The 21,705-nt window shown below is 63.3% G+C and carries 19 protein-coding genes; all 19 read left to right on the forward strand.

The window, feature by feature from the left end:
* Positions 1 to 33 precede the first annotated feature (33 nt).
* The 19 genes from MRBLMC3_RS12800 to MRBLMC3_RS12890 all read left to right on the forward strand — a co-directional run bounded on the left by MRBLMC3_RS12800 (position 34) and on the right by MRBLMC3_RS12890 (position 21,640).
* Positions 34 to 1,221: a DUF1624 domain-containing protein gene (locus MRBLMC3_RS12800; protein ID WP_363829312.1), complete on the forward strand. Its 1,188-nt coding sequence runs from the start codon at positions 34 to 36 to the stop codon at positions 1,219 to 1,221.
* Positions 1,222 to 1,408: 187 nt separating this feature from the next.
* Entirely contained in the window at positions 1,409 to 2,947 is a 1,539-nt protein-coding gene (locus tag MRBLMC3_RS12805; protein WP_363829314.1) for an ABC transporter substrate-binding protein, read from the forward strand.
* Positions 2,944 to 3,924, forward strand: coding sequence for an ABC transporter permease (locus MRBLMC3_RS12810; protein WP_363829317.1), 981 nt, complete (start codon positions 2,944 to 2,946; stop codon positions 3,922 to 3,924). Before MRBLMC3_RS12805 ends, MRBLMC3_RS12810 begins: the two co-directional genes overlap by 4 nt.
* Positions 3,921 to 4,748: an ABC transporter permease gene (locus tag MRBLMC3_RS12815; protein WP_363736560.1), complete on the forward strand. Its 828-nt coding sequence runs from the start codon at positions 3,921 to 3,923 to the stop codon at positions 4,746 to 4,748. The genes MRBLMC3_RS12810 and MRBLMC3_RS12815 overlap by 4 nt, the downstream gene beginning before the upstream one ends.
* A complete protein-coding gene (locus tag MRBLMC3_RS12820; protein ID WP_363829320.1) occupies positions 4,745 to 6,544 on the forward strand; it encodes an ABC transporter ATP-binding protein in 1,800 nt (599 codons plus the stop codon). The genes MRBLMC3_RS12815 and MRBLMC3_RS12820 overlap by 4 nt, the downstream gene beginning before the upstream one ends.
* A 295-nt stretch (positions 6,545 to 6,839) precedes the next feature.
* Positions 6,840 to 7,583, forward strand: coding sequence for a DUF4198 domain-containing protein (locus MRBLMC3_RS12825; RefSeq protein WP_363829323.1), 744 nt, complete (start codon positions 6,840 to 6,842; stop codon positions 7,581 to 7,583).
* 28 nt (positions 7,584 to 7,611) lie between these two features.
* Positions 7,612 to 7,992 carry a hypothetical protein gene (locus MRBLMC3_RS12830; protein WP_363829326.1) on the forward strand — a complete coding sequence of 127 codons (381 nt, stop codon included), beginning with the start codon at positions 7,612 to 7,614 and terminating at the stop codon, positions 7,990 to 7,992.
* 9 nt (positions 7,993 to 8,001) lie between these two features.
* Complete coding sequence (locus tag MRBLMC3_RS12835) at positions 8,002 to 8,730, forward strand: HupE/UreJ family protein (protein WP_363829328.1); 729 nt, start codon at positions 8,002 to 8,004, stop codon at positions 8,728 to 8,730.
* Between the two features lies 1 nt (position 8,731).
* The gene (locus tag MRBLMC3_RS12840) at positions 8,732 to 9,346 is read left to right on the forward strand and encodes a hypothetical protein (RefSeq protein WP_363829331.1); all 615 of its coding nucleotides are present in this window, start codon (positions 8,732 to 8,734) and stop codon (positions 9,344 to 9,346) included.
* 375 nt (positions 9,347 to 9,721) lie between these two features.
* Positions 9,722 to 11,878, forward strand: coding sequence for a TonB-dependent siderophore receptor (locus tag MRBLMC3_RS12845; protein ID WP_363829332.1), 2,157 nt, complete (start codon positions 9,722 to 9,724; stop codon positions 11,876 to 11,878).
* A gap of 100 nt (positions 11,879 to 11,978) precedes the next feature.
* A complete protein-coding gene (locus MRBLMC3_RS12850; protein ID WP_363829334.1) occupies positions 11,979 to 13,028 on the forward strand; it encodes a PepSY-associated TM helix domain-containing protein in 1,050 nt (349 codons plus the stop codon).
* Positions 13,025 to 13,951 (forward strand): 2-hydroxyacid dehydrogenase, encoded by a 927-nt coding sequence (locus MRBLMC3_RS12855; protein ID WP_363829336.1) that lies wholly within the window; start codon positions 13,025 to 13,027, stop codon positions 13,949 to 13,951. The genes MRBLMC3_RS12850 and MRBLMC3_RS12855 overlap by 4 nt, the downstream gene beginning before the upstream one ends.
* Positions 13,952 to 14,090: 139 nt before the next feature.
* Complete coding sequence (locus MRBLMC3_RS12860) at positions 14,091 to 14,759, forward strand: haloacid dehalogenase type II (RefSeq protein ID WP_133651522.1); 669 nt, start codon at positions 14,091 to 14,093, stop codon at positions 14,757 to 14,759.
* 203 nt (positions 14,760 to 14,962) lie between these two features.
* On the forward strand, positions 14,963 to 15,820 hold the full coding sequence (locus MRBLMC3_RS12865; RefSeq protein ID WP_363829339.1) for a GNAT family N-acetyltransferase: 858 nt from the start codon (positions 14,963 to 14,965) through the stop codon (positions 15,818 to 15,820).
* Positions 15,817 to 17,280: an NAD-dependent succinate-semialdehyde dehydrogenase gene (locus MRBLMC3_RS12870; RefSeq protein ID WP_363829341.1), complete on the forward strand. Its 1,464-nt coding sequence runs from the start codon at positions 15,817 to 15,819 to the stop codon at positions 17,278 to 17,280. The genes MRBLMC3_RS12865 and MRBLMC3_RS12870 overlap by 4 nt, the downstream gene beginning before the upstream one ends.
* Before the next feature lie 91 nt (positions 17,281 to 17,371).
* Positions 17,372 to 18,442, forward strand: a complete 1,071-nt coding sequence (locus MRBLMC3_RS12875) for a tartrate dehydrogenase (protein ID WP_363736571.1) — start codon at positions 17,372 to 17,374, stop codon at positions 18,440 to 18,442.
* Positions 18,443 to 18,583: 141 nt separating this feature from the next.
* Positions 18,584 to 19,969 carry an aspartate aminotransferase family protein gene (locus MRBLMC3_RS12880; protein WP_363829343.1) on the forward strand — a complete coding sequence of 462 codons (1,386 nt, stop codon included), beginning with the start codon at positions 18,584 to 18,586 and terminating at the stop codon, positions 19,967 to 19,969.
* A gap of 18 nt (positions 19,970 to 19,987) precedes the next feature.
* Positions 19,988 to 20,482: an Lrp/AsnC family transcriptional regulator gene (locus MRBLMC3_RS12885; RefSeq protein ID WP_133651527.1), complete on the forward strand. Its 495-nt coding sequence runs from the start codon at positions 19,988 to 19,990 to the stop codon at positions 20,480 to 20,482.
* A 9-nt stretch (positions 20,483 to 20,491) separates the two neighbouring features.
* The gene (locus tag MRBLMC3_RS12890; RefSeq protein ID WP_363829346.1) at positions 20,492 to 21,640 is read left to right on the forward strand and encodes a M20 aminoacylase family protein; all 1,149 of its coding nucleotides are present in this window, start codon (positions 20,492 to 20,494) and stop codon (positions 21,638 to 21,640) included.
* Positions 21,641 to 21,705: the final 65 nt, after the last annotated feature.

The raw sequence follows: 21,705 nt of genomic DNA on the forward strand, positions 1-21,705 counted from the left end.
GCGGGAAGGAAGTGGACGATGGGAAGTATATCAATGGCGCCTCCAACCGCCGGCAGTGCCGCTTCAGGAAACGCGAAGGCTTCCGCGCGAGTCCGCCTGGAAAATATCGACGCGCTGCGCGGTTTCGTGATGGTACTGATGCTGCTGGACCATCTGCGCGAAACCTGGTTCGCCCATTATGCGGTAACCGATCCCATCGACGCGCGCACGATCTTGCCGGCGATCGGCTTCGCACGCTTCGCCGTCAGTTTCTGCGCGCCGATATTCGTCGCTCTTACCGGCCTGGGCGTCTATCTGTTCAGCATCAATCATACGGTTCAGGAGACGACCTCCTATCTGGTGAAGCGCGGCCTGCTGCTGATGGCGATCGAAGTCTTCTATCTGAGCGAACTCTATTGGGGCATCGTTCCGCAACCCACATTCTGGCTACAGGTCATCTGGTGCATCGGCCTGTGCATGATCATCCTCGCCGCGCTGATGCGGCTGCCCCGGCCGGCGCTGATCGCCCTGGGACTGGCGCTCGTCTGCTTCCACAACCTGCTCGATCCGATCCGCCTGACGCAGGATGATGCATTGTTCCCGCTATGGGCCATGCTGCATCAGCGGGACACCTTTGCCCTGCCGTTCGGCTTCGTCGCCAAGACGACCTATCCGATCCTGCCCTGGATCGGCGTCATTTCCCTCGGCTTCGGCATCGGCCCCTGGTTCCGCCCGGAAGTTTCGCAAGAAACCCGGCAGCGACGCCTTCTCACTCTGGGATTTGGCCTGATCGCCGGCTTCATTGCCCTCCGTCTGCTCAATGTCTATGGCGACAAGCCCTGGTCCGTCGTCGATGGCGATCCGGTCCGCACGATCATCGCCTTCATCTCGCTGACCAAATATCCGCCCTCACTGCTCTTTCTCATGCCGACGCTCGGCGGGGGGGCATTGTTGCTCGTGCTGTTCGAACGGATCAGGACGTCAGGCCTGGTCACCGCCCTGGCCGTATTCGGCGGCGCACCGATGTTCTTCTACATCCTACACCTTACCGTATTGCGCATTCTCTATCACAGCGCGCTCGGCATATGGGGACCGAACAGCGGCGCCTTCTACGCCTTCAACAACTATAATTGGGTGTTGGTCTGGTATGTCGCGATGATCGTACCGCTGTACCTGCCCACGATATGGTATGCTCGCCTGAAACGTCGCCGTCGCGATATCAGCTGGCTCAAATATTTCTGAGGCCGATGCTGTCGGGCAATCCACATGTCGCATCACCCGACCCGGTCGTGAGGAACACGGAAACTGCTGCCCCGACATATCAACATTATTCATGCAGTGATCGAGGCGCAGTCCGACAATATGGTTACCCCGGCAAACTGCTGCTGGCGGTGGAAATTGCAGATATGTGAGGAATGAGAAGACCCTTATGGTTGACGTGATTTCCACCGATCTTTCCCGCCGGATGCTGCTGGGCGGATTGGCCGCCGGCGCGACCCTGAGCGGTGCGGGCGCGGTGACAGGTCGGCCCAGGATAGGCGGGCGCATTCGCGTCGCCAGCATCGCCGCCTCGACCGCCGACACGCTGGACCCTGCCAAGGGCAATCTTTCGACCGACTTCATGCGGTTGTACCTGATCTACAGCGGCCTCACCCAATATGACGGCCAGCTGCGCGCCCTGCCGGGACTGGCCGAACGCATCGAGACGCGTGACAATATCGTCTGGCATATCCGCCTGCGAAAGGGCGTCCATTTCCATAACGGCAAGCCGCTGACCGCCGACGACGTCGTCTATTCGCTGATGCGCCATCGTGATCCCGCCACCGGATCGAAGGTGCAGGCGGTCGCCGAACAATTTGCCGGCGCGCGCAGGACCGGCCCGCTTGAACTCGAATTCCGGCTGACCGGCCCCAATCCCGACCTGCCCGTCATCCTGGCCCAGCCGCACTTCCTGATCGTCGAGAATGGCCGCCGCGATTTCAGCGTGGCGAACGGCACAGGCCCCTTCATCTGCCGCGCCTTCGCGCCCGGCATCCGGACCGTCGTCCACCGCAACCCCAATTACTGGAAACCGGGGCGCCCCTATCTGGAAGAGATAGAGGTGATCGCCATTCCCGACGAGATTTCACGCGTCAATGCGCTGTTGTCGGGCGACGTGCAGATGATCAACGCCGTCAGCCCCGGTTCGGTCAAGCGGGTGCGGGCATCCCCAAATCACAGCTTCATGGAAACGAAGTCAGGCCTGTTCACCGACCTGATCATGAGGCGGGAGCATCCGGTGACCGGCAATCGCGACTTCGTGCTGGCGATGAAATATCTGCAGGACCGCGAACTCATCAAGCGCGCGCTGTTCCGCGGCTATGCCACGATCGCCAACGACCATCCGGTCCCCCCCTTCAGCCCCTATTACAATCCCGACATCCCCCAGCGGCCGTTCGACCCGGACAGGGCCCGTTTTCATCTGAAGCGCGCAGGGCTTCTGGGCGCGCGCCTGGCTGTCTATGCCTCGCCGGCGGCGAACATGTCGGTGGACATGGCATCGATCCTTCAGGAACATGCGGCACAGGCCGGATTGAAGCTGGCGGTCAATCGGGTTCCCAGCGACGGTTACTGGGCGACGCACTGGATGAAGCACCCGATGACCTTCGGCAACACCAATCCGCGGCCGACCGTGGACCTGATGTTCAGCCTGTTTTTCCAGTCGAAGGCGCTCGCCAATGAATCCGGCTGGAACAACGCGCGTTTCGACCGCCTGCTGCTGGAGGCGCGCCGATCGACCGATGAGGCAAAGCGCAAGGAGATCTATGGCGAAATGCAGTGGTTGGTCCATGAATATGGCGGCGTCGCCATACCGGCCTTCCAAAGCCTGATGGACGGGTTCGACCGCCGCCTGAAGGGAATATTCCCGATCCCGCTGGGCGGCTTCATGGCCTATACCTTCGGTGAACATGTGTGGTGGGACGCATGAGCGCCGCCGCCGTCTCTTCCCGTTGGCGCGGGCCGCTGCGGCTGATCGCCAGGCGCATTGGACTGGCGCTGCTGACGCTGCTGCTGGTCTCGATGGTGATCTTCACGATCAGCGGCCTTCTGCCGGGCGATGCCGCGCAGGAGGTTCTGGGCCAGACCGCCACGCCCGAACAGGTCGCCGCATTGCGCCATGAAATGGGTCTCGATCAACCTGGTCCGGTCCGCTACGTCCTCTGGTTGCAGGGCATGATGGTGGGTGATCCCGGCCAATCCCTGGTCGCCAACAAGCCGGTTGCCGACATTATTTCGGAGCGCCTGCCCAACACGCTGACGCTCGCGGCGCTTTCCGCCCTGGTGTCCCTGCCTTTCGCCTTTCTCATCGGGATCGCGTCGGCCATCGCGCGCGGCCGCAAGCTGGACCGCGCGCTGAATATCCTGACCCTGTCGATGGTCGCGCTGCCGGAATTCCTGGTCGCAACCATAGCGGTGCTGATCTTCGCGGTGGAACTGCTATGGCTGCCCTCCATCGCGCTGGTGCCGCAGGATCCCAGTTTCGGCCAATTCGTGCGCGCCTATGCCATGCCCGTCATGGTGCTGGCCGTTGGCGTCGTCGCGCAGCTTGGGCGCATGATCCGCGCCGCCATCATCGCAGAGCTTGACCGCCCCTATGTCGAAATGGCGCGGCTGAAAGGCGTGTCGCAGAACCGCCTGATCGTCAGGCATGTCCTGCCCAATGCGGTCGGCCCCATCGTCAACGCCATGGCGCTCAGCCTGTCCTATCTTTTCGGAGGTGCGATCATCGTGGAAACGATCTTCAGCTATCCTGGGCTCGCGAGCCTCATGGTCAATGCCGTCACGTCGCGCGACATGCCCCTGCTTCAGGCCTGCGCGATGATATTCTGTGCCACCTATCTGCTGCTGGTCCTGATCGCCGACACGATCGCGATCCTTGCCAATCCAAGGCTGCGCCAGGGATGAAACCGCATAACCTCCTTCGCCGCGCGCGCGCGCTGCCCCCGTCGGGCAAGATCGGCCTGGCGCTTGTGACCTTCTGGATCATCGCCGCGATTGTCGGCCCGTTCGTCACACCCTATCCGCCCGGCTCCTTCGTCAGCGAGGAAGTCTTCGCCGGCGCGAGCAGCCATTTCTGGTTCGGCAGCGACTATCTGGGCCGCGACGTGTTGAGCCGCCTGCTGACAGGCGCACGGTTCACCGTCGGTCTTTCCGCAATCGCCGTCACGCTGGCGGTCGCGGCGGGAACCGGCCTTGCGCTCACTGCCGCGGTTGGACCGCGCTGGCTGGATGAACTGCTGTCGCGGGCGATGGACACGCTGATCTCCATACCCAGCAAGATTTTCGCGCTGGTTCTGGTGGCTGCTTTCGGTTCTTCGCTGGTGCTGCTGACGCTGATCGTGTCCATCACCTATGTTCCCGGCAATTTTCGCATTGCCCGATCCCTGGCAGTGGGTCTTGCCCGTCTCGATTATGTCGAGGTCGCGCGCGCCCGTGGCGAAGGACGCCTGCACATCGCGCTGGTGGAAATGCTCCCCAACATGATCCGTCCGCTGTTCGCCGATATCGGCCTGCGCTTCGTCTTCATCGTGCTGCTCCTGTCGGGATTGAGCTTCCTGGGCCTTGGCCTGCAGCCGCCGGACGCGGACCTGGGATCGCTGGTGCGCGAAAATGTGTCGGGCCTTGGCGAAGGCGCGCTTGCCATTCTGGTTCCCGCGACGGCGATCGCCAGCCTGACGGTCGGCGTCAACCTGCTCATCGACGCGGCGACGCAGGGAGGGAAAGGATGAACCGGACTGCCCCCCATGTGGAGGTGCGCAACCTCTGTGTCACCGTGCGCGGCCCGGACGGCGGGCCCTTGCGCATCGTCGACGATGTCTCCTTCGACGTCGCGCGCGGCGAGATGCTGGCGCTGATCGGCGAATCCGGGTCCGGCAAGACGACGATTGCCCTGTCGCTGATGGGCTATGGCCGCGGCGGCGCCCGCATCAGCGGGGACATCCGCGTCGGCGAAGCGCACCTCGCCGGACAGGGCGGTGCGTCGCTTGGCGCCCAGCGGGGACACCGCATTACCTATGTCGCGCAGAGCGCGGCGGCCGCGTTCAACCCTTCGCGCCGCGTCATCGACCAGGTGATCGAGCCCGCCCTGATCCATCGCACCGCATCCGCCGCCTCTGCCCGCGCCCGCGCGGTCGAACTCTTCCGCGCGCTGGCGCTGCCGGACCCGGAGACGATCGGCAACCGTTATCCGCATGAATTGTCGGGCGGCCAGCTTCAGCGCCTGATGGCGGCGATGGCGCTCATCACGAAACCGGACCTCGTCATCTTCGACGAGCCGACAACCGCGCTGGACGTGACCACCCAGGTCGAAGTGCTGCAGGCCTTTCGCAAGGTCGTACGCGATCAGGGCGCGACCGGCGTCTATGTTTCGCACGATCTTGCCGTGGTTGCACAGATGGCGGACCAGATACTGGTCCTCAATCGCGGGCGGGTGCGTGAACAGAACAGCGTCGGCCGGATCCTGGAAGAGCCGGCCGACGACTATACCAGAATGCTGATTGCGGCCGCCAACCCAGTGGTCGAGGCACGCGGCCCCGGCGTGCGCGCGAAAGCACCCCTGCTGACGATCGACGGCGTTTTCGCCGGCTATGGCGCGGTGGACAAGGCGGGCCGTCCGGCTCATCCGGTATTGAGCGACGTCAGCCTCAGCGTCGGCCGGGGTGCCGCCGTCGGGGTCATCGGCGAATCCGGATCGGGCAAGTCCACGGTCGCGCGCGTCGTCGCCGGCCTGCTCGCGCCGACCGCCGGGACCGTTTCGCTGGACGGCACTTCGCTCGCCCCCACGGTCGGCGGGCGCACGCGCGAACAGTTGCGCCGCATCCAGATCGTGTTCCAGAACGCCGACGTGGCGCTGAACCCGGCGCACAGCGTCGAAGACATTCTCGGCCGCGTCCTGCGCTTCTACCACGGCATGAACAGGGTGGACGCGCAACGCCGGGTCGCTGAATTGCTCGATCTCATCCGGCTTCCCGCCAATGTGGCCGGTCGCCGTTGCGACGAACTTTCCGGTGGCCAGAAGCAGCGCGTCAACCTTGCGCGCGCCTTGGCGGCAGAGCCCGACCTGATCCTCTGCGACGAGGTGACCTCCGCGCTCGACACCGTCGTTCGTGGTGCAATTCTCGACTTGCTGGCCGATCTGCGCCGGGATCTGGGCGTCGCCTATCTTTTCATCAGCCACGACATCGCCACGGTGAAGGCGCTGTGCGACGAAATCGTCGTGCTCTACCGGGGGACGCGGGTGGAAAGCGGCCTGTGCGAAAGCTATGCCGCCGCGCCCTACCATCCCTATACCGATCTTCTCATTTCGTCCGTTCCCGAAATGCGTACCGACTGGCTGGCGGACGAAACCGCCGTTGCGAGGGCACCCTTTGCGCATATGGGGGAACGGCCCGACCTGTGCCGCTTCCTGCCGCGCTGCCCCATGGCCATGGCGAACATCTGCGATGTCTTGCCGCCGCCGCGCCGCACGATGTCGGCCGGTAACGCGGTACTATGTCACCGGACCGAAGAGGATCTCGTGCCCTAAAGCGATTTCCAGTCAGGGAAGCCGGCAACAGAGAAAAGAGCGGTTGTGCTGGCCGATAGCCCCGCTCTGGACGGCCTTTCCCGGCTGATGGTACGCATCTCGCCGCCCGACCTGCGGCGATCATCATGCAATCGCAAGTTTCCAGATGACCGATGCAAAGAGATCGGAGAATAATATGTGGACGCGCCTCCATGGGTTGACATATTCGGCTCCGGCGACCCATGACTTTGGCACATTAAGTCGGGAAACTCAGACACCATCCGTAGCATATCCGTTGAATGGAGAAAGCTCGGACATGGCCTTACACCGCATCGCAAAAGCCGGCATCGGCATCGTCGCACTGGCCGCACTGGCCGTTCCTGCCAGCGCTCACGGCATCTGGTTTGCGCAGCGCGCCAAGCAGCTCGCGCTCATCTATGGCGTGGGCGCGGACGACCTCGATATGGTGAAGCGCCTGCCGCTGGTCAAATCCGTGACCGGCTATGACGCCGACTGGGCGCCGGTGAACACCTCCCTGCGTGCGGCAGGCCCCATTCCCGTGGTCGACAGCGACGAACCGCTCGCTGCGGTGGCCGCTGTCGTGGATTATGGCTATTGGAGCAAGACGCCCGACGGCGAGTGGCACAACAAGGGGCGCGATGAAGTGCCCAATGCGACCTTGGCCGAGCATAATTTCAAATATGCCGTCTATCTGGGCCAGGTGCCGACCAAGCCGGTGCCGTTGATCGAGGGCCATATGCTGCAGATCGTGCCGGCGGACCTCAACATCCCCCAGAAGATGGGCGAGCCGATGAAGGTGCGCGTCTATTACAAGGGCAAGCCGATCGCCGGAGCGACCGTCATGCAGGATTATATCAACGATCCCGACGAGGCCGCCCCTGCCAAGACCGCAGCCGACGGCACAGCGACGATCAAGCTGCGCAACCAGGGCATCAACGTTCTGATGGCGATCTATGTCGGCCCTACGGCCGACAAGAAGGTCGATCATGAGGAATATCGCGCCTCGCTCGCCTTCGTCCTGCCGCATCTGCCGGAATGATCGCCCGTCTGATTTTGGAGAAAGCACCATGAAATACGACCTTTTCCGCACCGGACTTGCCGTTGTCGCCTTTGCTGCCCTGCCTGCCACGGCCATCGCCCATGGCAGCATGAAACCGCAGCATGGCGGACTGGTGCAGATGACAGGGGAGACCATGTTCGAACTCGTCACCGGGCCAAAGGGCGTCGATGTCTATCTGAGCGAGGAGGATGAACCGATCCCGGCGGCCGGGTTCACCGGAAAGCTGACCCAGACGGCCGGCGGCGCCAAGACCGAGGCACCGCTCAAGGCAGCCGGCGGCAACAGGCTCACCGCACCGGGCTTCAAGCCCGCGAAAGGCGCCAAGGTCGTCGTCGCGGTGATCGACAAGAGCGGCGCAAAGACCTTCGCCACCTTCCAGACCAAGTAAGAGGCGAGCATGAACAACGCGACCCTCCCCCCGCTCGATGGTTCCACGGTGCGGCGGGTCGCGCTGCTCATCGTGGGACTGGCCCTGCTGTTCGCCTGCTCCCCGATCTGGGCGCATGGCGTCAACGAAAACGACAAGGCCTTCATCGAAGGCGCTTCGGGCGTCAACATCATCCCCTATATGTATCTGGGCGCCAAGCATATGGTCACCGGATATGATCATCTGCTGTTTCTGGCCGGGGTGATCTTCTTCCTTTATCGCCTGAAGGATGTCGGCGCCTATGTGACGCTGTTCGCCGTCGGTCACAGCACTACGCTGTTGCTGGGCGTCCTTTTCGACATCCGGGCCAATCCTTTCCTCATCGACGCGATCATCGGCCTGTCCGTCGTGTACAAGGCGATCGACAATCTGGATGGATTCCGGACCTGGTTCGGCTTTTCGCCCAATCCCAAGGCAGCGGTGCTGATCTTCGGCTTCTTTCACGGTTTCGGCCTTGCGACGAAGATCCAGGAACTGACACTTGCCCAGAACGGTCTGATCCCCAATCTCATCAGCTTCAACATCGGGGTGGAAATGGGCCAGTTCATGGCACTGACCGTCATCCTGATCCTCATGAACTTCTGGCGCAGGACCGACAGCTTTCGCCGCAGCGCCATCTTCGCCAACGCCGCGCTGATGACGGCAGGCTTCGTTCTGATCGGTTTCCAGCTTTCGGGCTATTTCATGCAAGGAGCATGACATGAACTCGCAAACCATTGCCACGCTTCCCACGCATATCTCTCCCTCCCGCTCCAGCCTGGCCAAAGCGACCGGGGGCGCGGCGACCGCCGCCATCGCGATCCTGACGCTGTTCGTCCTGCCCGCGGAATATGGCATCGATCCGACCGGCATCGGCACCGCGCTGGGCCTGACCGGCATGGTGTCCGGCGAAGCGAAGCAGATCCCCTCGCCAGCACAGGCACCCGTCGCAAAGGGCGCCCTGCCCATGCCCACCAAGGATGCAATCGCCAAAACCACTGCATGGCGACAGGACGAACAGACCATCAGCCTGGCGCCGCACAGCGGCCGGGAAGTGAAAGCCCATATGACGAAGGGTGACAGTTTCGTCTTCCAATGGAAATCATCCGGCGGCCCCGTAAAGGCGGAAATGCATGGCGAGAAGCTGGCCGCGACGGACGGTTCCTTCACCGACTATTGGAAGGAACTGGAAATGACCGGCGGACAGGGAGATTTCACCGCTCCTTTCGACGGCACCCACGGTTGGTACTTCCGCAACAAGGGGGAGACGCCGGTCACCGTTACGGTGAAGACGGTCGGTTTCTACAAGAATCTCTTCCTGCCGGAATCCGAATGACGTCCTTGCGATGGACAGGGCCTGCGGCGGCACTCACCAGTGCATCGCAGCGTGAGATGGCGCGCTTGCCCTCCTCCTTGGAAAGCCAATGTCCACCGGGGATCCTGGACCTTGCGCAATCTCTCGAAACGGCCCGGCCGATTCTGCCGTGTGGTTCTTCATCTCACAATTTTCGGCCGTGGCGGCAGATGAATTTGCGGTAATATTTTTGTAATCCAGCCTTAGTCTGTTTTCAATAAGAGGCGACAAAACGCTCCGTGACCGGCGCCGGCCAAAAGGACACGCAAGATGTCTGACGGGAGAGGGGTAAACTTATCGCCGGATCACCCCAATTCGCAGGACTTAGGACATGGCGATCAGAAAAGGGGTAATAAAATGAAGACAATTTCAGCGTTCCAAATAGCACTGGCCGCCAGCACCGCCTCCCTTGCCCTGGCATCGGGCGCGCAGGCCCAGACGGCAGGAAATGCCGGGGACGGCACGATCGTCGTCACCGCCATGAAGCGGCAATATTTCGGCGACACGCCGGTGAAGGAAATTCCGCAGGCCGTGCAGTTCCTTGACGGCAAGCTGCTGGACGATCTCAACATCACCCGCCTCGACACCGCGCTGGAACTGGCCAGCGGCATTTCGAAGCAGAATAATTTCGGCGGCCTGTGGGACAGCTTCGCCATTCGTGGCTTCGCCGGGGACGAGAATTTCCCGAGCGGCTTCCTGGTCAACGGCTTCAACGGCGGTCGCGGCTATGGCGGTCCGCGCGATGCATCCAATGTCGAGCGCGTGGAAGTGCTGAAGGGACCGAACTCCGCGCTCTTCGGTCGCGGAGAACCGGGCGGCACCGTCAATATCGTGACCAAGAAACCGGTCCTCGAAAAATCCTTCGGCAGCTTCGGCGTGGCCGGCGGCAGCTGGAACACCTATCGGGTCGAAGGCGATTTCAACCTGCCTCTGAACGACATGTTCGCGGTGCGCCTGAATGGCGCGGTCGAGGATGCCGACAGCTTCCGCGACACGGTGCACACCCGCAAATATGTGCTGACGCCGTCGCTGCTCGCGAAATTCTCGGACCACGACCTTTTCACCTATGAAATGGAATATGTGAACCAGGAAGTGCCGTTCGACCGCGGCGTGGTGGCCGTTCCGACAGTTGTCGGTGGGGTGATCACCAATTATCAGCTCGGCCTTATCCCCAATTCCCGGTTCCTGGGCGATCCCAATAATGGTCCTATCAAGGTAAAGGTTCTGGGGCATCAGGCGCAATATCAGCATGATTTCAGCGATGACTGGACACTGATGCTGGGTGCGGGGTACAAGGACACCATCTTCCGCGGTTATTCCAGCGATCCTGAACTGGTCCTGAGCCGCCAGATGATCGACAATGACGGCCAGACCCTGTCACGCCAGCGTCGCTATCGCGACTACAGCACCACCCATATGGTGTTCCGCGGCGAAATCAGCGGCAAGTTCGACACCGGGTCGATCGTGCACAATATCCGCATAGGCGCGGACTGGGATCGGTTCAAGATCGATACCTTCCAATTGCGCTATCGTCCAACCGCGGCCGATCAGTCCTATTCGATCAACATCTTCAATCCAAATTACAATATTCCTGCCCCCGCTCCAACCGGCGTGGTTCAGAACGCGACCGAGATCCAGAAGGCCTGGGGCATCTATGCTCAGGACCAGATCGAGATCACGGAACAGTTCAAGGTTCGCTTTGGCGGGCGCTATGATGATTTCTCGCAGGATATCGCCAACCGGGCGAGCATCACCCTCCCGTTCGTGAGCAAGCATTATACCAAGTTCAGCCCGATGGCCGGTCTCGTGTTCGAACCCACCAAGACCGTTTCCATCTATGCCAGCTACGGAAAGGGTTTCCGTCCCAACAGCGGAACGGGCTTCAGCGGGCAGCCCTTCGATCCGGAAATCAGCAAATCCTATGAAGTCGGCGCGAAATATGTGTCGCTGGACGGCAAGATCACCAGCACCTTGTCGCTCTTCACGATGAAGAAGGACAATGTGCTGACCACCGACCCCGTCAATGCGGGCTTCTCCCTGCCAGTGGGCGCAGCCAAGAGCAAGGGCGTGGAATTTGATGTCAATGCCAAGCTTCCGGCTGGTTTCGAACTGTTCCTGACCTATGCCTACACGGACGCCGGATGGGACGTGAATGCGCTTGATCCCAACTTCGCCGCTCCAATCCGCGTGGGCGATCCGCTGATCAACATTCCCAAGCATCAGGGCAATGCCCTATTGTTCAAGACCTTCTCGGTCGGCGAGCACAAGGCGATGCTGGGCGCGGGCGTGAACTATGTTGGTCGTCGCCTGGGCGAAACGGCGACTACTTTCTTCCTTCCCAGCTATACCATCGCCAAGATCACAGGATCGTTCAACATCACCGACCAGATCAAGATATCGGCGGACGTGAATAATCTCTTCGACAAAAAGTACTACGCCAGTTCTTATGCGGCGCTATGGATCCAGCCGGGAGCGCCCCGCTCCTTCACGGTCCGCGGTTCGTTCAACTTCTGACGTTCCGTTCATTCGGGCCTTCAAGGCCCGAACGGCCGCCGGCGACCCACCCTCCAAGCCTGTAGGGTCGCCGGCGGTATTTTATTTTGGGAGATCACCCATGACCCGGGCGCAATGGCTTCGCCTGCACAAATATACCGGCCTTGCCATGGCGACTCTGCTGGCGGTGCAGGCGATGACAGGCATGCTGCTGCTCTATCGTGGCCCGGTGGCGCGCTGGATCGATCCAGCGGGGATGGTCAGCCACGGATCGGCGCCCGGCATTTCCCCCGGCATGGCGGCAGCGCGGGCGGCGGGCGCGTTCCCCGGCTTTGCCGTCACCCGCCTCTACGCGCCCAGCGGGAAAGGCGCGACCTTTCTTGCCGAACTCACCGGCCCCCATGGGGCACAGCGCTATGCATCGGTCGATCCGGCCGGCGGGCGCATATTGCGGGCCGGATCGACCTGGGCCTTCCCGATCGAGGCCGCGCTCCAGATCCACTACCGGCTGATGACGGGCAAGGCGGGCGCTACTGTCGTACTGTTGAACGCGCTCGCCCTGCTGGCGATGGCGGTGACAGGCCTTGCCTATTGGTGGCCAAAGCGCGGCCCGCTTTCAAAGCAGCTCTCGGTCCGCTGGACGCTGGCGTTTCGACTGGTGCTGCGACAGTTGCACCGGACCGCCGGCGTGGTCATGTCGGCGCTGCTGGCGTTCATGGCGTTGACCGGGCTGCTGCTGGCGACACCCGACCTGTTCGACGCAGCCGCCCCCATATCCTTGCGGCCCACGGCGAGCGCGACGACGATCGACCGGGCACTGACGCGGGCGCACAGGGCCTTCCCGCGCAGCGCCCTGCGCGATTTCCGCCTGACCGGCGATCGCATCATCGTCAATTTCGCCGCCCCCGAACGCAATCCGCGCGCCGTGCATCGCGCGGTGCTGACGATCGCCGGGCCGAATATTGTCCGCGTAACGAGGGCCGAAGACAGCCGCGCGCTCTGGATGACGGTGTTGCCCCTGCATGCCGGCGACAGTTTCGGCGCGATCGGCCCGGTGGTGCTGATGGTCGCGGCGCTGACGCTGCTTGCCCTTTCCCTAACCGGACCGCTGATGTGGTGGCAGGCGCAGGCCGCGCGCCGCCGGTCCTCCTCCAGAAAGCAGACTGCATGACCCTCCTCTACACCTCCGAAACAGAGCGCGGACGCGTATGGCGCGACATCTTCGCGGCGGAGGCGCCCGATGTCGGCTTCATGACGCTGGACGAGATGCGCGATCCGGCGGCCGTCCGCTATCTCGCCGCCTGGGATCCCTCCCGCGAACTGCTCGAACGGTTGACCGGCCTGGAAGTGCTGTTTTCGATCGGAGCGGGCGTCGACCAGTTCGACATGAGCAAGTTGCCGCCGCATGTCCGGCTGATCCGCATGATCGAACCGGGGCTGATCGAGGGCATGGTCGAATATGTCTGCGGCAGCGTGCTGATGCTGCACCGCCACTTCATCGATTACGGCATTGCGCAGCGCGAGCATCGCTGGGACGCGATCAAGCTGGTTCCCGCCGCCGCCCGCCGGATCGGCGTGATGGGACTGGGCCAGATGGGGCAGGCCGTCCTGCAGGCGCTGCGCCCGTTCGGCTTTCCGCTTTCGGGATGGAGCCGGTCGCGCCATGCGATCGAGGGCGTCACCTGCCACGCCGGACCGGAGGAGATGGACGCCTTCCTTGCGGGTTGCGACATATTGATCTGCCTGTTGCCGCTGACGGCTGAAACCAGGGGCATATTGTGCCGGGAAACCCTTTCCGGATTGCCGCGTGGCGCCGCGCTGATCAATGCTGGCCGGGGCGGGCACCTGGTGGAGCAGGATCTGCCGCCGCTGCTGGACGAAGGCCATATTTCCGGCGCCGTGCTGGATGTGACCGAAACGGAACCCCTGCCCCGGTCCCACCCCTTCTGGGACCATCCGCGCATCATCCTGACCCCGCATATCGCCAGCTCAACCCGCGCGGACAGCGGCGCGCGCGCCCTGATCGCCAATATCAGGCGGCTTCAGGCGGGCCTGCCGCCCGATGGCGAAGTCGATCGGAATCAGGGATATTGAAGGCACGGCAAACTATGCCGAAAGGCCCCGACAAAAAGCCCGAACAACCGTCCTGCCCGGACCAATCGGAAACATGTTGCGGGCAGGACGTGGCGTAATGATCCTGTTGAACAGCGACCCAATCAGGGGGAATTGATCCATGACTGATTTCCGACCGAAATATATCAGCTTCGACTGTTACGGAACCTTGACCCGTTTCCGCATGACTGAAATGGCCACCGAATTCATGGCCGATCGCATCGCCGCCGAAAATCTTCCGGCCTTCTGCCAGGATTGGGCCACCTACCGCTTCGATCAGGTGCTTGGCGCGTGGGAACCCTATCAGGAGGTCCTTCGCAACTCGCTGCGCCGCGTCTGCAAGCAGTGGGGCGTGGATTATCGCGAGGCGGATGCCGATGCCGTCTACCACCGCGTACCCACCTGGGGTCCGCATGCCGACGTGCCCGGCGGCCTGTCGAAGATCGGCGACAAGATTCCGCTGGTCATCCTGTCCAACGCGATGAACGACCAGATCCACCACAATGTCGCCCTGCTGGGCGCGCCATTCCATGCGGTCTATACCGCGCAGATGGCGCAGGCCTACAAGCCCCGCCGGCAGGCGTTCGAATATATGTTCGACCAGCTGGGCGCGAAGCCGGAAGAAATGATGCATGTTTCCTCCAGCTTCCGCTACGACCAGAATACCGCCACCGACCTGCATTTCGGTTGCCGGGTGTTCGTGGGTCGCGGGCATGAACCGTCCAACGCCTTCTATCGCGACGTGGAAATCCCGCACATCGGTTGCCTGCCAGCGGTCGTCGGCCTCTGACATTGTCGAGGAAGGCCGCCCTGCCTGCCTTCCCTCTCCCTGGGGCAAGCAGGGCGGCATTTGCCGGGGCGGGCAGGAAAATCTCCGCGATTTTCTTCCAAAAATTGAGCGAAGGCAGCAGCTAATGCTTGTTGGCGCAGCCTAGTTTCCCGGCCATCGATTCAGGATCAAGGGCGGTCTTCGCCGCCGAAGGAGCAAGGTGCATGGTGGCAGGCATAGAAACGAGGGTGGATCTGCGGCGCATGGTCGCCGGGGATCTGGCCGCTGCCCGCGACCTGTCCCGCGAACAGAAATGGCCGCACAGGATCGAGGACTGGGAAATGCTCTTCCAGCTCGGTTTCGGCTATGTCGCGGAATGCGATGGCAAGGTGGTCGGCACGGCCATGGCCTGGCTCTATGGCACGGATGCGGCCACCCTGGGCATGGTCATCGTCTCGCCCAGCGTGCGGGGCGAGGGAACGGGCCGCCGCCTGATGGATGCGGTGCTGGACGAACTGGGCGACCGCACCGTTTTGCTGAACGCGCCCGCTGAAGGCGTGCCACTCTGCCGCGCGCTCGGCTTCGAAGAGGTCGGCCCCGTCTTCCAGCATCAGGGCGCCGCCTTCGCCGTGCCCATGGCCGAACTGATCCCCGACGAACGGGTCCGGCCGCTGGGCAGCAAGGATATGGACATGTTGCGCGCCCTCGCCCGCGAAGCGACCGGAATGAACCGTGACGCGCTGCTCGATGCGCTGGTTCCCGGTGCACAGGGGGTGGTCCTGACGCGCGGCAACCAGCCTGTCGGATTCGCGCTGTTCCGTCGGTTCGGGCGCGGCTATGTGGTCGGGCCGACCGTCGCCCCCGACACCAGCGGCGCCAAGGCGCTGATCTCCCATTGGCTGGGCTTCAACAGCGGCATGTTCTGCCGCCTGGACGTGCCAGAGGAAAGCGGCCTTTCCGACTGGCTGGAGGAGCTTGGCCTCCCCCGCGTCGGCAGCGTGTTGCGCATGCGGCGCGGCAGGCCTGTCAAAGCCGGCTCGTCCGTCAGGACTTTCACTCTAACAACACAGGCACTCGGATGACTCTCTCCCTGAACGACCCCTCGCTGCTCGTGGAACGCGCCTCTATCGGCGGCGAATGGGTCGGTGCGGCATCCGGCGCGACACTGGACGTCGACAACCCGGCAACCGGCGCCGTGCTGGGCACCATTCCCGACTGCGGCGAGGATGAAACGCGGGCTGCCGTCGACGCGGCGCAAGCGGCCTGGGGGCCGTGGCGGTCCAGGACAGCGGGCGAGCGGGCGGCATTGCTGGAGCGCTGGTATGCGCTGGTGATGGACAATGTCGTCGATCTCGGACGGATCATGACGGCCGAGCAGGGCAAGCCGACCGCCGAGGCGGAAGGCGAAATCCGCTACGCCGCCAGCTTCATCAAATGGTTTGCCGAGGAGGGCCGCCGCATCGACGGCAGCATGATCCCCGCCCCTGAAGCCAATCGCCGCATCCTGGTGATGAAGGAGCCGGTCGGCGTGTCGGCGGCGATCACGCCCTGGAACTTCCCCTCCGCGATGATCACGCGCAAATGCGCGCCCGCGCTTGCCGCAGGATGCCCGGTCGTCGTCAAACCGTCCGAACTGACCCCCTTCAGCGCGCTCGCCCTGGTGAAGCTGGCCGAGCGGGCGGGCTTTCCCAAGGGCGTCTTCAATATCGTGACCGGGCAGGCCGCGCCGATCGGGAACGTGCTGACCGGCAGCGACACGGTGCGCAAGCTTTCCTTCACCGGATCGACGCGGGTCGGGGCGCTGCTGATGCGCCAGAGCGCCGACACCATCAAGCGGCTGAGCCTGGAGCTGGGCGGCAATGCGCCGCTGATCGTGTTCGACGACGCCGATATCGACCTTGCCGTCGCCGCCACCATGGCCAGCAAATTCCGCAATGCGGGCCAGACCTGCGTCTGCGCCAACCGCATCCTGGTCCAGGACGGCGTCTATGATCTCTTTGCCGGGAGACTGGCAAAGGCGGTATCCGCGCTGAAGGTCGCGCCCGGCGATCAGGACGGCGCGACAATCGGCCCGCTCATCAACCGGGCGGCCGTCGACAAGGTGGAGGCGCATGTCGAGGATGCACTGGCCCGCGGCGCCACCCTCTATGCCCGCGCGCCTGAGGGCGCACGCGGCGATCGCTTCGCGACGCCCGTCATTCTTACCGGCGCGACGCGCGACATGCGGCTGGCCGATGAGGAAACCTTCGGTCCCGTCGCACCGCTGTTCCGCTTCACCCATGAGGAGGAGGGGATTGCCCTCGCCAACGACACCAGCTTTGGCCTCGCAAGCTATTTCTACACCGAAAACCTCCACCGCGCCTTCCGCGTAGGCGAGCGGCTGGAGGCGGGCATGGTCGTGCTCAACACCGGCGGCATTGCAATGGAGATGGCGCCTTTTGGCGGCATCAAGCAGTCCGGGCTGGGCCGCGAGGGCGCCCATGCCGGGATCGAGGAATATCTGGAGACCAAGACGTTCCACATCGGGGGTCTGAAGCTCTAATCATCCTCTCGTCATGTTCCCGCGCCGTGGGAACATCCTTTGCTGACGACCCATCGAACGCCTGCCCATTTCGCCGAAAGGAACGACCGCCATGACCCGCACCTACTCCATCTCCGTCATACCCGGCGATGGCATCGGCAAGGAGGTGATGGTGGAGGGCATTCGCGTGCTGGAGCGCGCGGCCAGCCTCTACGGCTTTTCGATCGAGCAGAAGTGGCAGGATTTCGCCTGCTGCGATTATTACGCCCGGCACGGCCAGATGATGCCCGATGACTGGAAGGCGCAGATCGGCAATCCCGACGCGATATTCTTCGGTGCTGTCGGCTGGCCGGACACGGTGCCCGATCATATCTCGCTCTGGGGCTCGCTGCTCCAGTTCCGGCGTGAATATGACCAATATGTCAATCTGCGTCCGGTCCGGCTGATGCCCGGCGTTCCCTGCCCGCTCGCCGGACGCAAGCCCGGCGACATCGACTTCTGGGTCGTGCGCGAGAATACGGAGGGCGAATATAGTTCGGTCGGCGGCAAGATGTTCGCCGGCACGGATCGCGAGGTGGTGATCCAGGAAACGGTGATGACGCGCCACGGCACCGACCGCGTGCTGCGCTATGCCTTCGAACTCGCCGCAACGCGGCCGCGCGGGCATGTCACCTCGGCCACCAAGTCCAACGGCATCGCCATCACCATGCCCTGGTGGGACGAGCGGGTGGAGGAGATGGCCAGAAATTATCCCGCCATCACCCATGACAAATATCATATCGACATCCTGACGGCGCAGTTCGTGCTGAACCCCGATCGGTTCGATGTCGTCGTGGCGTCCAATCTGTTCGGCGACATTCTGTCCGATCTGGGCCCCGCCTGCACCGGCACGATCGGCGTCGCGCCATCGGCCAACATCAATCCGGATCGCACGGCCCCCTCCCTGTTCGAGCCGGTCCATGGCTCCGCCCCCGATATCGCGGGCAAGGGGATCGCCAACCCCGTCGGCCAGATCTGGTCGGCGGCAATGATGCTGGACCATCTGGGCGAAAGCGAAGCCGCCGCCGCGATCATGCGCGCGGTTGAAACGGTTCTGGCCGAACCGGCGCTCCGCACCGCCGACCTCCAGGGCAAGGCCAATACCGAACAATGCGGCCGGGCGATCGCGGACGCGTTGAGCTGATCTGCATCAGCGGCCGCGGCATAAAGTGCCGCGGCAGTCGGCGATTAGGCACGCCGCCGGCCGCCGCCCGCCTCAGATCGGACTTTCGCCCTGCGATATCGGGCTAGTTTTACCTTCAGTACCACCAGGGCGAGCCTTCCGATGACGCTGCAAACCAACCGCTCTCTGATCGATATCGACCGCGACCACCTGATCCACCCCGTCACGTCCTTCCGCGGTCATGAGGCGCATGGCGCGCTGCTGCTCGAAAGCGGCAAGGGCATGTGGCTGAAGGACATGGAGGGCCGGGAACTGCTCGACGCCTTTGCCGGCTTGTGGTGCGTCAATGTCGGCTATGGCCAGGAGAGCGTCGTCGAGGCGGCGGCCGAACAGATGCGCCGCCTTCCCTACGCCACCGGCTATTTCCACTTCGGCAGCGAGCCGGCGGTGCGGCTGGCGCAAAGGCTGGTCGAACTCAGCCCAGAGGGCCTCGACCATGTCTATTTCACGCTGGGCGGGTCCGATGCGGTCGACAGTGCGATCCGCTACATCACCCATTATTACAATGCCATCGGCAAGCCGGACAAGAAACAGTGCATCGCGCTGGAACGGGGCTATCACGGTTCCAGCAGCACCGGCGCGGGGCTGACCGCGCTCGCCAATTTCCATCGCGGCTTCGACCTGCCGCTGCGCTGGCAGCACCATATCCCCTCGCCCTATCCCTATCGCAGCGACCTGGAGGACGACGCAGCCATCATCGCCCGCTCGGTCCAGCAGCTGAAGGACAAGGTTGCGCAACTTGGCGCGGACAACGTCGCCGCCTTCTTCTGCGAGCCGATCCAGGGATCGGGCGGCGTGATCGTGCCGCCGGTCGGCTGGCTGAAGGCCATGCGGCAGGCTTGCGACGATCTCGACATATTGATGGTGGCGGATGAGGTCATCACCGCCTTCGGTCGCACCGGCCCCATGTTCGCGTGCGAGGCGGAGGATGTGACGCCCGACCTGATGACCGTGGCGAAGGGGCTGACCTCCGGCTATGTGCCCATGGGCGCCGTGCTCATGTCGGACGCCGTCTATCAGGGCATAGCCAATGGCGCTGCGGCTGAAGTCGTGATCGGCCATGGCGCGACCTATTCCGGCCATCCGGTAAGCGCCGCGGTCGGGCTGGAGGTGCTGCGCCTCTATACCGAGGGCGGGATCCTTGCCAACGGACGCAGGGTCGCTGCGCGTTTCGATGCGGGGCTGGCGGGGCTGGCCGACCATCCGATGGTGGGCGACACGCGCGGGCGCGGCCTGCTCGGCGCGATCGAACTGGTGGCGGACAGGCAGAGCAAGACCCGCTTCGACCCGACGCTTGGCCTGCCCGACCGGCTGTTCGCGAAGGGTTATGAAAATGGCGTCATTTTCCGCGCCTTCGGGGACAATATCATCGGCCTGGCCCCCGCGCTCTGCGCGTCGGACGGCGAGATGGACGAGATTTTCGGACGTATCCGCAAGACGCTGGACGATCTGCTCGAAGAGGCGGATATTCGGGCCGTGTTACGATAGCACATAAGGGGGACGAGAATGTTGGTTGGACCCAAGCTGGACAGGATCGACCTCAAGATCCTTGCCCAGCTTCAGCAATTCGGCCGCATCACTAACGTCGAGCTGGCTGACGCGGTCGGCCTCTCCCCCAGTCCCTGCCTGACGCGCGTGAAGCGCCTGGAAAAGGCGGGCTATATCACCGGCTATGGCGCCGAGATAAACCTGCACAAGCTGGGCGAATATCTGACCGTCTTTACCGAAGTCACGCTGACGGAGCATCGTTCCGGCGACTTTTCCCGCTTCGAAGCGCGCATCCGGAAGCTGGACGAGATCGTCGAATGCCATCTGGTGAGCGGCGGTTATGACTATCTGCTGAAATTCGTGACGCGTGGCGTCGCCCATTACCAGTCGATCATCGAAGGAATGCTGGAAAGCGACTACGGCATCGAGAAATATTTCAGCTATGTCGTGATCAAATCCCCTTTCATCAAACATCATTATCCCATCCAGCATCTCTTCGGCGAGCAGCGATAGAATATGGCCATGACGGACATTGCCGACCTGATCGAACCGCTGGTGGCGTTCCGCCGCGACATTCACGCCCATCCCGAACTGGGCTTCCGCGAACATCGAACCGCCGGACGAATTGCCGAACAACTCCGCGCGCTGGGGCTGGAGGTGCATGAGGGGATCGGCCGGACCGGCGTGGTGGGCGTGCTGCGCAACGGCACGTCTTCGCGCAGCATCGGCCTTCGCGCCGACATGGACGCGCTGCCGATCGAGGAGCAGACCAACCTGCCCTACGCCAGCAGGACGCCCGGCACTTTTCACGGATGCGGTCATGACGGGCACGTCGCCATGCTGTTGGGCGCAGCGCAGCATCTGAGCAGAACCCGCCATTTCGACGGCACCATCCATTTCATCTTCCAGCCCGCGGAAGAAGGCCATGGCGGCGCCGGCGAAATGGTGCGGGAGGGGCTGTTCGACCGCTTCCCCTGCGACCGGGTGTTCGCCCTGCATAACTGGCCCGACCTTCCCGCGGGTACGATCGCGACGCGTCCCGGACCCATTATGGGCGCGGCCGACAAGTTCGAGATCCGGCTGGAGGGTCGCGGCGGCCATGCGGCGATACCGCACAGCACGCCGGACGCCATACTGGGCGCCGCCGCGCTGGTGCAGCAATTGAACAGCATCATATCGCGTCGAATCCCGCCGACCGCCTCGGCAGTTCTGTCGATCACGCAGATCCACGGAGGCCACACCCATAATGTGATCCCCGACGCCGTCACCGTCACCGGTACGGTGCGGACATTCGATCTTCAGGTCCAGGACCGGATCGAAAACTCGATACGGCAGATCGCCGCAGGCGTCGCGCAGGCGGGGGAGCTCACCGTCTCGGTCGATTACACAAGATATTATCCCGCGACGATCAACGATGCCGAGTCCGCACAGGAGGCATTCGCCGCCGCCGCGTCGGTGGGCACTGCGATCCTTGCGCCGGACCCGGCCTTCACTTCGGAAGATTTCGCCTTCATGCTACAGGCCTGCAAGGGGGCCTATATCTGGCTGGGGCAGGCTAGGGCGGAGGGATCTGCCCCGCTGCACAACCCGCATTATGACTTCAACGACGATGTACTGGAACTGGGCGTTCGGCTCCATGTGGCGCTGGCCGAGCGTCATCTGGCGCCCTGACCCTTTGCCTGGCGGGCCGTTGGCTGTGACCCGGCGTCGATCCGTTGCGTTTTTTCTCGCGTCCG

It is taken from the genome of Sphingobium sp. LMC3-1-1.1, from assembly GCF_040676285.1.
Classification (GTDB): domain Bacteria; phylum Pseudomonadota; class Alphaproteobacteria; order Sphingomonadales; family Sphingomonadaceae; genus Sphingobium.

Excerpts from the sequence above, each read along its gene's own strand:
- MRBLMC3_RS12880 (WP_363829343.1), top strand. The coding sequence starts at position 18,584 with ATGACGCTGCAAACCAACCGCTCTCTGATCGATATCGACCGCGACCAC.
- MRBLMC3_RS12830 (WP_363829326.1), top strand. The coding sequence starts at position 7,612 with ATGAAATACGACCTTTTCCGCACCGGACTTGCCGTTGTCGCCTTTGCT.
- MRBLMC3_RS12860 (WP_133651522.1), top strand. The coding sequence starts at position 14,091 with ATGACTGATTTCCGACCGAAATATATCAGCTTCGACTGTTACGGAACC.
- MRBLMC3_RS12850 (WP_363829334.1), top strand. The coding sequence starts at position 11,979 with ATGACCCGGGCGCAATGGCTTCGCCTGCACAAATATACCGGCCTTGCC.
- MRBLMC3_RS12825 (WP_363829323.1), top strand. The coding sequence starts at position 6,840 with ATGGCCTTACACCGCATCGCAAAAGCCGGCATCGGCATCGTCGCACTG.
- MRBLMC3_RS12855 (WP_363829336.1), top strand. The coding sequence starts at position 13,025 with ATGACCCTCCTCTACACCTCCGAAACAGAGCGCGGACGCGTATGGCGC.
- MRBLMC3_RS12865 (WP_363829339.1), top strand. The coding sequence starts at position 14,963 with ATGGTGGCAGGCATAGAAACGAGGGTGGATCTGCGGCGCATGGTCGCC.
- MRBLMC3_RS12870 (WP_363829341.1), top strand. The coding sequence starts at position 15,817 with ATGACTCTCTCCCTGAACGACCCCTCGCTGCTCGTGGAACGCGCCTCT.
- MRBLMC3_RS12875 (WP_363736571.1), top strand. The coding sequence starts at position 17,372 with ATGACCCGCACCTACTCCATCTCCGTCATACCCGGCGATGGCATCGGC.
- MRBLMC3_RS12890 (WP_363829346.1), top strand. The coding sequence starts at position 20,492 with ATGACGGACATTGCCGACCTGATCGAACCGCTGGTGGCGTTCCGCCGC.
- MRBLMC3_RS12845 (WP_363829332.1), top strand. The coding sequence starts at position 9,722 with ATGAAGACAATTTCAGCGTTCCAAATAGCACTGGCCGCCAGCACCGCC.
- MRBLMC3_RS12840 (WP_363829331.1), top strand. The coding sequence starts at position 8,732 with ATGAACTCGCAAACCATTGCCACGCTTCCCACGCATATCTCTCCCTCC.
- MRBLMC3_RS12800 (WP_363829312.1), top strand. The coding sequence starts at position 34 with ATGGCGCCTCCAACCGCCGGCAGTGCCGCTTCAGGAAACGCGAAGGCT.
- MRBLMC3_RS12820 (WP_363829320.1), top strand. The coding sequence starts at position 4,745 with ATGAACCGGACTGCCCCCCATGTGGAGGTGCGCAACCTCTGTGTCACC.
- MRBLMC3_RS12885 (WP_133651527.1), top strand. The coding sequence starts at position 19,988 with ATGTTGGTTGGACCCAAGCTGGACAGGATCGACCTCAAGATCCTTGCC.
- MRBLMC3_RS12815 (WP_363736560.1), top strand. The coding sequence starts at position 3,921 with ATGAAACCGCATAACCTCCTTCGCCGCGCGCGCGCGCTGCCCCCGTCG.
- MRBLMC3_RS12810 (WP_363829317.1), top strand. The coding sequence starts at position 2,944 with ATGAGCGCCGCCGCCGTCTCTTCCCGTTGGCGCGGGCCGCTGCGGCTG.
- MRBLMC3_RS12835 (WP_363829328.1), top strand. The coding sequence starts at position 8,002 with ATGAACAACGCGACCCTCCCCCCGCTCGATGGTTCCACGGTGCGGCGG.
- MRBLMC3_RS12805 (WP_363829314.1), top strand. The coding sequence starts at position 1,409 with ATGGTTGACGTGATTTCCACCGATCTTTCCCGCCGGATGCTGCTGGGC.